The following is a 12,426-nucleotide window of genomic DNA, read 5'->3' as shown; positions in this document are numbered from 1 at the left end:
CTCAGGGGAGGGGTGCGGGCTCGGGTGACGTGCGCTCAGACATCCGCTCGGTCGGGGCGGACAACCGGGCGGCCCTCAGCGCCGAGGCCGACCTCTCCGTCGTCGAATATACCGTGCTCGATGCTCTCAGCCGTCAAGACGGATGGCACATGCGCATGCAGCAATTGGGGCGGGCTGCGGCCCTCAGCAGCAGTGCCACCACGCGTCTCGTGAACCGTCTCGAAGACCGAGGGCTGCTCACGCGTGTCCTGTGCCTCGACGATCGCCGCGGCGTCTACACCGAGTTGACCGCGGCGGGGCACAAGATCCACGACCGTGCGCGACCGGTGCACGACCGGGTTCTCGAGCAGGCGCTCGCCGAAGCAACCGATACTCCAGAGCTCTCGCCTCTCGTCGATGCCCTCCATTCTCTAAGCCCGGTGCCGACGGCCTGACGTTCTCCACAAGGCGGCGCACGCGTTTTCCTGCACAGATGCACGAATATTCCGCGGACTGTATCGCTCCGGCCGCAGAATAGTGAGATGAGTCCCACACCCGCCACGGCGTCGTTCCTCGCCGCCCGCGACATCCTTCTCGACGAGCGCGAAGACGCCGCCGCCGCCCGTGAACGCTTCCGTTGGCCCGATGTCGGGCCCCACTTCAACTGGGCCGTCGACTGGTTCGACGCGATAGCCCTGGGCAACGACAGTGTTGCTCTCTGGATCGTCGAAGAAGACGGCCGCGAGACCCAAGTGACCTTCCGTGAGATGTCCCGGCGCTCCAACCAGGTAGCGAACTGGATGCGGGAGCGCGGCGTCCGCCCGGGTGACCACGTCATGCTCATGCTCGGCAACCAGGTCGAGCTGTGGGAGACGATGCTCGCCATCATGAAACTCGGCGCCGTCATCCTGCCGACGTCGACGGTGCTCGGGGCCGACGAATTGGCGGACCGCATCGAGCGAGCCCGTGTTGCACACGTCATCGCCAACGCTACAGACGCGCCGCTGTTCGAGAACGTCCGTTCAGGGGAAGGGGGCACCGCCGTCGGCAAGATCGCCATCGGCGACGTCGTCGAAGGATGGGCCGCCTATCGCGACAGTGACGGCGCCTCCGACGAGATGCCCGGCGTGCAGGTGTCGTCCCATGATCCTGCGCTGATCTACTTCACCTCGGGCACGACGAGCAAGCCGAAGATGGTCGTGCACACGCATTCGTCGTACCCGGTGGGCCACCTCAGCACGTTGTCCTGGCTGGGCATTCAGCCCGGCGACGTGCACCTCGCCATCTCGTCGCCCGGATGGGGCAAACACGCGTGGAGTTGCTTCTTCGCGCCATGGATCGCCGAAGCCACCGTCTTCGTCTACAACTACAAGCGGTTCGACGCCCAAGCCTTGGTCGCTCAGCTCGATCGAGCCCACGTGACCACCTTCTGTGCGCCCCCCACAGTGTGGCGCATGCTGATTCAGAACGACATCACGCGGCGCCCCGGTGCCCTGCGCGAGATCATGTCGGCGGGGGAGCCGCTCAACCCCGAAGTCATCAGTCGCATCCGCTCGTGGTGGGGACTCGTGATCCGCGATGGCTATGGGCAGACCGAGACGACCGCGATCATCGCCAACACCCCGGGCGCCGCCCTCGTGCCGGGTTCGATGGGTACGCCGCTTCCCGGGGTGGCGATCGCCCTCATCGACCCACTCACGGGTGAGGCCGGTGACGAGGGTGAGATCTGCGTCGACCTCAGCGCGGCGCCGGTGAACCTGATGTCCGGCTATCTGGGCGACGACGTGAAAACCGCGACGGCCATGGCCGACGGCTACTTCCACACGGGCGACGTCGCATCGCGCGATGCGCAGGGCTACATCACCTTCATCGGCCGCACCGACGACATCTTCAAGTCATCCGACTACAAGGTGTCGCCATTCGAGGTCGAGAGCATCCTGCTGGAACACGAAGCCGTCGCCGAGGCGGCCGTCGTCGGGGCACCCGATGACATCAGGCTCAATGTCACCAAGGCCTACGTCGCGCTCGCCGAGGGCTGGGCGCCCGACGCGGAGACGGCCAGGCAGATTCTTCAGCATGCCACCGAGACCATGCCGCCCTATATGCGCGTCCGACGGCTCGAATTCTTCGAGTTGCCGAAGACGGCTTCGGGCAAGATCCGGCGCGTCGAGCTGCGAGACCGGGAGGTGGCTGCGGCGCGCGACGGAATTCGTCTTGCCGACGAGTGGCGTTAGGAGAGGGGTCGATGACGGCTGGCCTTCCGCGCATTCACAGATACTGATATATTTCTGACGGCGACCGGCCATAGGTCATGGCGTGCGCCGAAAGGAGTACGTCATGATCAGTACGCCCATCGCGTCCGGAGCATCAGCGGGTATCGGCGCCGGAGAAAAAGACACCGAAGCCGCCGCGCCGCCGCAGCGACGGACCTCTCGCTGGAGCAGGCGTGCAGCGGGGGTCGGCGTTATCGGTGTGATCGCGGCGGGAGCGATCCTCGCGGGCGCCGCTGTCCCGCGCCAAGCGGCGCACGCCGCCGACGGGGATCCATTCAGCCCGGACACGGCCGCCATCTTCATCTCCCAAGAACAGCCGACGCAGCTGTTGCGCGCCCAATCGGACGGCGAGAGCGCGACCCTGCGTTTCGTGCCAGAAGGCGGCGCCAGCCCGCACACCTACAACGCGATCGCCTTCAACCCGGGCGACAACTACATTTACGGGATCGCGACGCAGCAGAGCTCAGGCATCCCCGCAGGAAGCGTCGTCCGAATCGCCTCTGGCGGAACCGTCACCCGGGTCGGAACCGCCGTGCACGCCAACGCGCTGCGCGGCGCGATCGGACCAGACGGGAACTACTACATCGAGGGTGGGCGAGCAGACCGTCTGCACGTTCTCGACCTGACGACCGGGGCGAGAATCCGCATCGTCGACCTCGCCTCCGACCCAGACGTCTCGGACTTCACGTTCGCCGGATCACACCTGTGGGGCATCAACTCGACCGGAGCGATCGTCAGGATAACGCCCTCTACCGGAGCAGTCACGAAGTTCTCCACCGTCGATGACGCCGGCTTCCACGGGGCTGCCTGGACCTACGGGAACGGCAACCTCGGATTCTCGAACAACAAGACCGGAACGGTCGTGCAGGTGGCCGTCGCCGAGGCCGACAGCAGCGCGCCCAAGATCACCGTCACGAGTAAAGTGGCAGGACCCGCCTCGGACCGCAACGACGGAACCGCCATCCCCGGCGCCCCGATCGACCTCCAGATCGCGAAGACGACGGCCGCCACCTACACGCCGGGCGGGCGCATCGAATACCGACTGACCGTCACAAACGCTGGCACCACGCGAGCGAGCGGCTACACGGTCACCGACGCCGTGCCCGAGGCTCTGACGGACGTCACCACTGCAACGACCGGATGCGCCGTGTCCGGTGCCACGGTGACATGCTCCGGCGCCGCCCTCGAACCCGGCGCGAAAGCGGTCATCGTCGTGACGGCTGCCAGCGCATCTACGGCGACGGGGTGCGTCGAGAACTCCGCGCGGGTCGACGGCAACGAACGAGACCCTGTGCCGTCGAACAACTCGTCGACGAGCGAAACCTGTGCCGCGGTCGTGCCTACGCCGACGCCTACTCCGACGCCCACGCCTACGCCTACGCCTACGCCTACGCCTACGCCTACGCCGACTCCGACGCCCACGCCCACGCCGACTCCGACTCCGACTCCGACGCCTACGCCGACTCCTACACCGACACCGACGCCGTCACCGACGCCCACCCCGACGCCGACGGCTACGCCGACCCCTACCCCGGCTCCGACTCCCACGCAGACCCCGACGCCGAAACCAACCCAGGTCGCACCCGTCGTCGTTCCGCCGGCGCCTGACCCGACGCCGTCACCGGCCCCTGCACCCCAACTTCCCCGCACGGGCGCCGACGGGTTGGTGCCGCTTGCGATCGGTGCGGGGGCGCTCGTCGTGCTGGGTCTGACGATCGTGTTGGTGCGCCGCATCCGGCGTCGTCAGCAGGACTAGCGGGTCAGAGGTCGAGCTCCCGGGTGAAGAACTCGACGAGCAACGGGAGCTCGTCCACGTCCCCCGCCTCGTGCCCGTTATAAGGCCAGACGGTCATCGAGGCGGGACCGCGGTGCTCATGGAACGCGGCGTAGACGGTGGACGGGGGAGTGACCGCATCCATCAAGGCCGCCGCGTAGTAGGTGGGCACCGACGAGTTGCGGGCGAAGTTGACCGTGTCGAAATAGCGCAACGTCTCGTGCACGACGGCCGCCTTCTCACGGTGCACCTTCAAGAACTCGCCGATCTCCCGGAAAGGGAGGGCATTCGTGATGACGGTGGCACGCGGGAAATCGGAGAGGAACGGCACCACGGCGGCCGAGGCGCGCACGTGTGGCGACAAGGCCGACGCGGCCACCGAGAGTGCGCCGCCCTGGCTGTTGCCGCGAACCGCGATGCGGGTCTCGTCGACGAGCGAGAGGCCGGCCGCCGCATCGATTGCCAAAACGGCATCCGTGATGAGGCGCCGGTAGTAGTAATCCTCACGACTCAGGATGCCGCGCGTCATGACCCCGGCGAACTGCGGCCCGCCGCTGCCGGCCGTATCGGGCGTGTCGCCCACCGACCAGTTGCCGCCTTGCCCGCGCGTGTCCATGAGGAAATGAGCGAAGCCGGCGGAGGACCAGAACAGGTCGGCCCACGGCCGGCCGCGGCCCCCACCGTAACCGACGTACTCGACGACCGTCGGCAACGGGCCAGAGGCGCCGGCCGGAACACGTAACCAGGCACGGATCGGGTCGCCGCCGAAACCCGGGAACGTGACGTCATAGACGTCGACGGTCGACAGGGGCGTCTCGACGGGAGTCACCGTCACCGCGCCGGCCAGTGAGCGCGCTTCGGACAGGGTGTTCTGCCAGAATTCGGAGAAATCGTCGGGAAGCGTCTGGTCGGTGCGATAGGACGTCAGTTCGGCTTCGGACAGATCGGTAAACATGCCACTCCTCGGGTCGTGATTGCCATCAGTATTGCGGGCCGAGCCAGCCGGTCCGGGGCGCGCCACGCGGATCACCCCGTATCCCACCGCGCGCGAGAATGTCGATCGTCGATCGTCGATCGTCCATCGTCAGTCGTCAGCTGCGGCGTTTTTCGCGCGCGACACTCGGTCGTCCGCTACGACGATGTTCCCGTCGCACGCTGGGCGAGCCCGCGCCTGACGACCGTGCACCAGCCGCTGCCGCGCAGATGTCGCCGCGGCCAATCCCGCGGGTGAGTCGGGCTGTTTTTCGAGCGCCCGACGGAAACGCTTGCGCTCCCAGCCATCCCCTCGTATAGTCGCTGTAAACGTTCTCGTAAACGTTTACAAGCTCCGCGAAACCCTCCAATGACGCAAAGGGATGCCATGTCCGCGACGAAGAAGTCCACGCTCGTGCTCGTCGCCGAGCGCGCGGGCGTCTCGATCGCCTCGGTCAGCCGCGTCATGAACGGGCTGCCCGCCTCCGACTCCATCGTCGAGCGCGTGCAGAAGGCCGCCGACGAGCTCGGCTACGTGCCCGACGCCACCGCGCGGTCGCTCAAGGCCGGCAAGACGCAGCAGATCGCCCTCGCGGTCGCGGATGCCGGTAACCCCGTCTACGTCGCGATGATGCACGAGATCTCGCGCGTCGTCACGAAGGCCGGCTACCGCCTCATCCTGTCCTCGACGGGCAGCGAGCCGGGCGACCAGATCGACCTGCTCACGAACCTGAACCGCGGTTTCGCCGACGGCCTCGTCATGAGCCCGCTGAAGGTCACCGACGAGTTGGTCGCCCGCATCCAGGCCAGCCGCCTACCCATCGTCGTCATCGGTTCGCTGCCGGGCGACGTCGAGATCGACAACGTGCGCGCCGACTCGGTGCGGGGCGTCGGCCTGGCGGTCGAGCACCTCGTCGAACAGGGCCGGCAGCGCATCGCCTTCGTCAACGGCCCCGTCGACACCGTTCCGGGCGCTGCCCGACTCGGCGGCTACCTCCGCGCACTCGACGAGCAGGGCCTCTCGCACAACGCCGACGCTCAGGTCAACGCGCGCGACTTCACCTACAAGGCGGGCCTCAAGGCCGTCACCAAACTGCTCGACCGCTCGACGCCCGACGCCATCGTGTGCGCCAACGACCTGCTGGCCATCGCGGCCATCAAGGTCATCACGGCGCGGGGCCTGCGGGTTCCCGAAGACATCGCCCTCGTGGGCATGGACGACACCGACCTGGCCGAGCTCGCCAACCCGTCGATCACGAGCGTGAACCTCGGCTCGGTGAAGCGCGCCAAGACGGCCGCCAAGTTGCTGTTGCGTCGACTGGCCGACCCCGACGCGCCTGTGCGCCGCGAAGTGATCCAGCCCACGCTCACCATCAGGGAATCGACATCCGCGCCCGCGACCCCCGAAACCACCCGAAACCAGAAGAGGGAACCCTTGCTATGACCTCAACGGTAAGCCCCGCCACTGTCGCCGAGGCTTCCGCTCCCCAGAAACGTCGCCGGTCCTCCGGTGGCTCTCCGGTGAACGGATCCCGCCGCGACGCCTGGCTGCTCGTGCTGCCGGCACTGATCCCGGTCGTGCTGTTCAGCGTGTACCCGCTCGTCCAGGGAATCCTGCTCGGTTTCACCGACGCAAAGGCCGGACTGGGACAGGTCGTGTCGTTCAACGGCGTCGACAACTACACCCGGCTGGCTACCAACGAGCTGTTCTGGAACTCGTTCCGCATCGGCCTGATCTGGGCCTTCGGTGTGACGATCCTGCAGTTCTTCGCCTCCCTCGGGCTGGCGCTGCTGCTCAACCTCAACCTGAAGATGCGCTGGCTCGCCCGCACGCTCGCGCTCGTGCCATGGGCCATGCCGCCCGTGATCATCGCCATCATGTGGCGCCTCATGCTGAACCCCACCTACGGCCCCATCAACGGCGGGATGCGCGCGCTCGGCCTCCCCGGCGACACCAACTGGCTCGGCGACTTCTCGACCGCCCTGCCCGCCGTCATCGTGGTGGGCGTCTGGGCCGGTATGCCGCAGACCACCATCACGCTGCTCGCGGGCCTGCAAAACGTGCCGAGCGAGCTGCATGAAGCCGCCGCCATCGACGGCGCGAGCACATGGCAACGCTTCTGGCACGTCACCCTGCCGGCGCTGCGACCCATCATCGTCGCCATCACGACGCTCGACCTGATCTGGAACTTCAACTCCTTCGCCCTCGTCTACGTGCTGACGGCCGGCGGGCCGGGCGGTCAGACGATGCTGCCCATGCTCTTCGCCTACAACGAGGCGTTCCGCTACGGCAACTTCGGCTACGCCGCCGCCATGGGCAACGTGATGGTCATCGTCATCGCCGCGTTCCTGTTCCTCTATCTCCGCAGCCAGGCAAGGAGCCGTCAGTCATGAGCAACGCCACGGTCACCCCGACGCCCGCCCGCCAGGAGACGGTGCCACCCGAGACGCCGCGCCGGCGCAAGAGCCAGGACTCCGGCATCCCGCAGAGCCCGATCCAGCGCCGCGTCACCCGGCCGCTGCAATATGTAGCGCTGGCCGGATACATCGTCTTCCTCGGATTTCCGCTGCTGTTCCTGCTCACCACGGCGTTCAAGACGCCCGCCGAGCTGCAGTCGCCCAACCCGACATTCCTGCCGACGAGCCTCAACTTCGACAACTTCATCCAGGCCATCGCCAAGGCGAACCTCGTGCAGGCGGCGGGCAACAGCCTGATCGTGGCCGTCGCGACGACCGTCATCGTCACGCTCATCTCGCTGCCGGCCGCCTATGCGCTCGCCCGGTTCCGCACCAAGCTGCGCTCGATCGCCACGGGGTGGATCCTGCTCAGCCAGGTGTTCCCGTTCATCCTGATCATCATCCCGCTGTTCCTCGTGCTGAAGCAGATCGGGCTGATCAACAACCTGCTGGGGCTGATCCTCGTCTACTCGGTGTGGTCGCTGCCGTTCGCGCTGTGGATGCTGCAGGGCTACGTCGCGGGCATCCCGGTCGAACTCGAAGAGGCCGGCGCGATGGATGGTGGCTCACGCATCCGTGTGCTCGTGTCGATCGTCTTGCCGCTGCTCGCCCCCGGTCTCGTGGCCACGAGCCTCTTCACCTTCATCTCGTCCTGGAACGAGTTCTTCTTCGCCCTCGTGCTCATCCAAGACCCTGCCCTGCAGACCCTTCCCCTCACGCTCGCCCGATTCGTCGGAGCCGAGGGCCAGGTGCAGCTGGGCCAGCTCGCCGCGGCATCGTTGCTCGCCACCATCCCGAGCCTCGTGTTCTTCGCCCTCATTCAGCGCCGGCTCACCTCGGGCCTGCTGTCGGGCGCCGTCAAGGGCTAAACGCTTCACCCCGCACTCCAACTTCACCCCGCACCACACCCGTGTCACAACGCAGTGAAACCACGACAAAGGAGTAACACCATGAGAAAACAAGCCTTGCTCGGCGTCGGCGCCCTTGCGCTGGCCGGCCTGCTGGGCGGCTGCGCCTTCTCCGGCGGCGGCAGCACAGGCGGCGGCGAATCGGAAGGTCCCGTCACGTTGACCTTCCAGAGCCTCGCCTACCAGGACTCCACGGTCGCCGCGACGAAGAAGATCGTCGACGACTGGAACGCCGACAACCCCGACATCCAGGTGAAGCTCACGCAGGGTTCGTGGGACAACGTGCACGACCAGCTGGTGACGCAGTTCCAGGGCGGAACGGCACCCGACATCATCCACGACGAATCCTCCGACATCCTCGGTTTCGCCAACCAGGGTTACCTGGCCGACCTGTCGTCCTACCTGAGCGACGACGTGAAGAAATCGGTCTCGGATGACGTGTGGAGCACCGTGACCACGGCCGACGGCAAGATCGTCGCCGCGCCCACCCTGCTGCAGACCTACGTCGTCTACGCCAACAAACAGGCGTTCGCGGATGCCGGGGTCGAGGTTCCCGCGGGCGACGAGCTCACGTGGGACGACCTGCAGAAGGTCTCGAAAGAGCTGACGGCCGACGGGAAATTCGGCGTCGGCTGGGGCCTCAAGCAGCCGACGGCCGCCATCATGAACACCGCGCTCGGCTACGACGGCACCTTCTTCGACGTGGCCGACGACGGCTCGGCGAAGATCGAGGTGGGCGACGACGAACTCGCCGTGCCCGAGAAGATCCACGCCATGGCCTATGACGACGCCTCGCTCGACCCCGTGACCCTCACGCAGTCGGGTTCGGATGTGCTGCCCGGCTTCCTCGGCGGCAAATACGCCATGTACGTGGGCGGCAACTTCCTCGCCCAGCAGATCACCGAGACGGCGCCCGAGGGCTTCGACTGGACGGTCCTGCCGCCCCTCGCCGGAAGCGACGGACCCGTGCAGGCCGCCAACCCGCAGACCATGTCGGTCGCCGCGGAGTCGAAGCACCCCGAACAGGCCGCCGAGTTCATCAACTACTTCATGAACGCCGACAACCAGGCCGCGCTCGCCCAGGGCGACTGGCTCATCCCGTCGTCCTCCGACGCGCGCGACAAGGTGGCCGAGCAGACGGCCGACCAGACCGGCTGGAAGGAACTGCTCGCCACGGGTGAAGACCTGAAGGGCGCCCCGTTCCAGAAGGCCACGAACTACCCGCAGTGGAAGGACCAGTTCGCGACCCCCGGTCTGCAGCAGTACTTCTCCAACTCGATCTCGCTCGACGAGCTGAAGAAGCAGCTCACCGACGGCTGGTCGTCGATCGGCGGTTAGCCGCACACGGTCGGTGGGGCGGATGCCTGCAGCCCACGCATCCGCCCCGCCGCCCACCGGCCCGCCGCGCACTGGCCAGCCGCCCGCCCGGCAGGCCCCACACACTCAACGCACGAACAAGGAGACGACGCAGATGGATCTGCTCGAGGACAAAGCAACCGGAGCCTTAGCGGGCGCAGCCGTCGGAGACGCGCTCGGGGGAGCGGCGGAGGGCAACACGCCCGAGGCCATCCAGGAGCGTTACGACGGGTTCATCGAGGGGATCGTTCCGCCCTTCCTCGCCGACTGGAAGAACGCCAGGCCCATCGCGCCCTATCACAAGGGCGACGGCCACATCACGGACGACACCCTCATGACCACGGCGCTCGTCGACGTCTACGACACCGTGCGCACCCACCTCGACGCCTACTCGGTGGCCGACCACCTGGTGCCGCTCCTGATCGGCGAGAAGCGCTGGATTCCCGAGCTCGAGGCCGAGAACATTCTGCTGCAGCGCATCTTCCTGGCCGAGAAGTGGCTCGTCGCGCGCATCCACTACGGCCACATCGACCCGCGCGAGGCCGGCGTCGGCAACATCGTCAACTGCGGTGCCACCATGTATGCGGCGCCCATCGGCATCGCCAACGCCGGGTCGCCCGACGGTGCCTACGCCGAGGCCATCGACGTCGCGGGCGCCCACCAGTCGAGCTACGGTCGCGAGGCCGCGGGCGTCTATGCCGCCTGTGTGGCCGAGGCCATGCGTCCAGGGGCCACCGTCGACGACGTCATCGAGACGGCTCTGCGCCTGGCCAAGGACGGCACGTGGGATGCCATCGACGCCGTCGTGACCGCCGCCTCGGGTGCGCTCGGCGACGCGGGCGGCTTCGCCACGGATGGCTGGCGCACCTCGCTCGCCCTGCTGCGACGCGCCGTCGAACCCTACGACACCGTGGGACCGAACTATCGGGCACCGGCACGCGACGCCCGCATCCCCAGCCGCACCAAGTCGATCGAGGAGCTCCCCATCGCGCTCGGCATGCTCGTGCTCGCCGGTGGGGACTATCGCGACAGTGTGCTCGGATCGATCAACTACGGCCGCGACTCCGACTCGATCGCCGTCATGGCGGGGTCGATCGCGGGGGCCTTGGGCGGAGCATCCGTCGTGCCCACCGAGTGGATCGAGGGTGTGTCGGCGGGGAGCGCCATCGACATCACGGCGACCGGCCCGCGCATGGCACGCATCGCCCGTGACATCTGGGCACAGGACCGTGCGCGGTTCGACGCGCAGCAGAGCGCCGTGGATGCTTTGACCGCCGAGGTTGCCGCCGACCCGGCGCGGCGGGAGCGTGAGCACGCGTGATCCGCCTGAGCTGGACCCAGCCAGAAGACCTCGTGCCGCACGCGCTGCGGGCCGCCCAGATCGACGGTGTGGATGCCGCGACACTGGCTGCCGCGCGGGTGCGCTGGCTCGCGGCGGGCGGGTCCGACATCGCGCCCGTGAGCGGGGCGACGCCGGAACGCGCGTCGGCCGAGTTGAGGACCCTGGGGCGCGAACTGTTGGCCGAGATCGATACGTGGACGGTGTCGCCCGAGATCGCGGCGAACGAGCCGGACGGGTTCGACGAGATCATCGCTTCGGCTTCGGCTTCGGCTTCGGCTTCCGACCCGACTCGGGCCTCGGCCTCGGCCTCTTCCGACCTCGCCGATCGCGTGCACGGCGCATGGCTCGGCCGGGCCGCCGGATGCCTGCTGGGCAAGCCCGTGGAGAAGATCCCGCGCGAGGGCATCCGTGCCATCGCCGAAGCGACGGGCAACTGGCCGATCACGGGGTACTTCACCGAGCGAGGCCTCGACGACGAGATCGCCCGGCGTTACCCCTGGAACCGTCGCAGCCGGCCCACGAGCCTCGTGGAGAACATCGACGGTATGCCCGAGGACGACGACCTCAACTTCCCGCTTATCGCGCTCGACCTGATCGAACGCCTCGGCCGCGGATTCACGACCGACGATGTCGCGCAGTCCTGGCTCGCCAACCTGCCCGGCGGCCGCGTCTTCACGGCAGAGCGCATCGTCTATCGCAACCTTCTCGACGGCTACGAGCCCGATGAGGCCGGCCGCGTCGCGAACCCGTTCCAGGATTGGATCGGGGCGCAGATCCGCACCGACGTGTACGGCTGGGTCTCGCCCGGCGATGCCCGCGAGGCCGCGCGGCTCGCCTACGCCGACGCGCGCCTCAGCCACTCCCGCAATGGCGTCTACGGCGCGATGTTCGCGGCGGCGTGCTGCTCGGCGGCGCTCGTCGCGTCGAACGTGCACGAGGTCATCGACGCGGGACTCGGTGTCGTGCCGGACCGGAGTCGTTACGCGGCCGCCATTCGGCGAGGAGCAGAATTGGGCGCGTCCGACCTGTCTCTCGACGACGCGCTCGATGCCATCTACGCCGACTACGGCGACCTGCACTGGGTGCACGCCGTCAACAACTCGGCCCTGCTGGCGTTCGCGCTCGTGCGCGGCGACGGCGATTACGCGCGCACCATCACGACGGCCGTCTCGGGCGGCTGGGACACCGATTCTGTGGGCGCCACGGCCGGATCGGTCGCTGGTGCCCTGACGGGTGCCCGTGGCCTGCCCGCCGCCTGGATCGAGCCGCTGCACAACCGTCTCGCCACGAGTGTTCCGGGATTCGACTCCGTGACCTTCGACTCGCTGGCCGCGCGGACGCTGGCGCTCGTGCGGGAGGCTTGAG

General features: G+C 67.7%; 10 protein-coding genes. 9 read left to right on the top strand and 1 reads right to left on the bottom strand.

Annotated elements, in window-relative coordinates:
• Nucleotides 1-29: 29 nt before the first annotated feature.
• From ACZ6IE_RS08655 to ACZ6IE_RS08645, 3 genes are all read left to right on the top strand, one after another.
• On the top strand, nucleotides 30-434 hold the full coding sequence (locus ACZ6IE_RS08655; protein WP_464607600.1) for a MarR family winged helix-turn-helix transcriptional regulator: 405 nt from the start codon (nucleotides 30-32) through the stop codon (nucleotides 432-434).
• 87 nt (nucleotides 435-521) lie between these two features.
• Nucleotides 522-2,213, top strand: a complete 1,692-nt coding sequence (locus ACZ6IE_RS08650) for an AMP-binding protein (RefSeq protein WP_464607599.1) — start codon at nucleotides 522-524, stop codon at nucleotides 2,211-2,213.
• Nucleotides 2,214-2,316: 103 nt separating this feature from the next.
• A complete protein-coding gene (locus ACZ6IE_RS08645; protein ID WP_464607598.1) occupies nucleotides 2,317-4,008 on the top strand; it encodes a DUF6923 family protein in 1,692 nt (563 codons plus the stop codon).
• A gap of 4 nt (nucleotides 4,009-4,012) precedes the next feature.
• Here the strand turns inward: ACZ6IE_RS08645 and ACZ6IE_RS08640 are convergent, their stop codons facing one another.
• Nucleotides 4,013-4,981, bottom strand: coding sequence for an acetylxylan esterase (locus ACZ6IE_RS08640; RefSeq protein WP_464607597.1), 969 nt, complete (start codon nucleotides 4,979-4,981; stop codon nucleotides 4,013-4,015).
• A 405-nt stretch (nucleotides 4,982-5,386) separates the two neighbouring features.
• Between ACZ6IE_RS08640 and ACZ6IE_RS08635 the strand changes: the two genes are divergently transcribed.
• The 6 genes from ACZ6IE_RS08635 to ACZ6IE_RS08610 all read left to right on the top strand — a co-directional run bounded on the left by ACZ6IE_RS08635 (nucleotide 5,387) and on the right by ACZ6IE_RS08610 (nucleotide 12,425).
• On the top strand, nucleotides 5,387-6,442 hold the full coding sequence (locus tag ACZ6IE_RS08635; RefSeq protein WP_464607596.1) for a LacI family DNA-binding transcriptional regulator: 1,056 nt from the start codon (nucleotides 5,387-5,389) through the stop codon (nucleotides 6,440-6,442).
• Nucleotides 6,439-7,392: a carbohydrate ABC transporter permease gene (locus ACZ6IE_RS08630; protein WP_464607595.1), complete on the top strand. Its 954-nt coding sequence runs from the start codon at nucleotides 6,439-6,441 to the stop codon at nucleotides 7,390-7,392. Before ACZ6IE_RS08635 ends, ACZ6IE_RS08630 begins: the two co-directional genes overlap by 4 nt.
• Nucleotides 7,389-8,324, top strand: coding sequence for a carbohydrate ABC transporter permease (locus ACZ6IE_RS08625; RefSeq protein ID WP_464607594.1), 936 nt, complete (start codon nucleotides 7,389-7,391; stop codon nucleotides 8,322-8,324). The genes ACZ6IE_RS08630 and ACZ6IE_RS08625 overlap by 4 nt, the downstream gene beginning before the upstream one ends.
• A gap of 81 nt (nucleotides 8,325-8,405) precedes the next feature.
• On the top strand, nucleotides 8,406-9,701 hold the full coding sequence (locus ACZ6IE_RS08620) for an ABC transporter substrate-binding protein (protein ID WP_464607593.1): 1,296 nt from the start codon (nucleotides 8,406-8,408) through the stop codon (nucleotides 9,699-9,701).
• A gap of 133 nt (nucleotides 9,702-9,834) precedes the next feature.
• Nucleotides 9,835-11,040, top strand: a complete 1,206-nt coding sequence (locus ACZ6IE_RS08615; RefSeq protein WP_464607592.1) for an ADP-ribosylglycohydrolase family protein — start codon at nucleotides 9,835-9,837, stop codon at nucleotides 11,038-11,040.
• Nucleotides 11,037-12,425, top strand: coding sequence for an ADP-ribosylglycohydrolase family protein (locus ACZ6IE_RS08610; protein ID WP_464607591.1), 1,389 nt, complete (start codon nucleotides 11,037-11,039; stop codon nucleotides 12,423-12,425). Before ACZ6IE_RS08615 ends, ACZ6IE_RS08610 begins: the two co-directional genes overlap by 4 nt.
• The last annotated feature ends 1 nt before the right edge of the window (nucleotide 12,426 follow it).

It is taken from the genome of Okibacterium sp. AC114 (assembly GCF_979253355.1).
Note: the sequence above shows the minus strand (reverse complement) of the source record. Positions and strands in the feature narration are given on the sequence as shown.

What these genes read in the sequence shown, in the direction of transcription:
- ACZ6IE_RS08650 (WP_464607599.1), top strand. Translation starts at nt 522, where the DNA reads ATGAGTCCCACACCCGCCACGGCGTCGTTCCTCGCCGCCCGCGACATC.
- ACZ6IE_RS08645 (WP_464607598.1), top strand. Translation starts at nt 2,317, where the DNA reads ATGATCAGTACGCCCATCGCGTCCGGAGCATCAGCGGGTATCGGCGCC.
- ACZ6IE_RS08640 (WP_464607597.1), bottom strand. Translation starts at nt 4,981, where the DNA reads ATGTTTACCGATCTGTCCGAAGCCGAACTGACGTCCTATCGCACCGAC.
- ACZ6IE_RS08635 (WP_464607596.1), top strand. Translation starts at nt 5,387, where the DNA reads ATGTCCGCGACGAAGAAGTCCACGCTCGTGCTCGTCGCCGAGCGCGCG.
- ACZ6IE_RS08630 (WP_464607595.1), top strand. Translation starts at nt 6,439, where the DNA reads ATGACCTCAACGGTAAGCCCCGCCACTGTCGCCGAGGCTTCCGCTCCC.
- ACZ6IE_RS08625 (WP_464607594.1), top strand. Translation starts at nt 7,389, where the DNA reads ATGAGCAACGCCACGGTCACCCCGACGCCCGCCCGCCAGGAGACGGTG.
- ACZ6IE_RS08620 (WP_464607593.1), top strand. Translation starts at nt 8,406, where the DNA reads ATGAGAAAACAAGCCTTGCTCGGCGTCGGCGCCCTTGCGCTGGCCGGC.
- ACZ6IE_RS08615 (WP_464607592.1), top strand. Translation starts at nt 9,835, where the DNA reads ATGGATCTGCTCGAGGACAAAGCAACCGGAGCCTTAGCGGGCGCAGCC.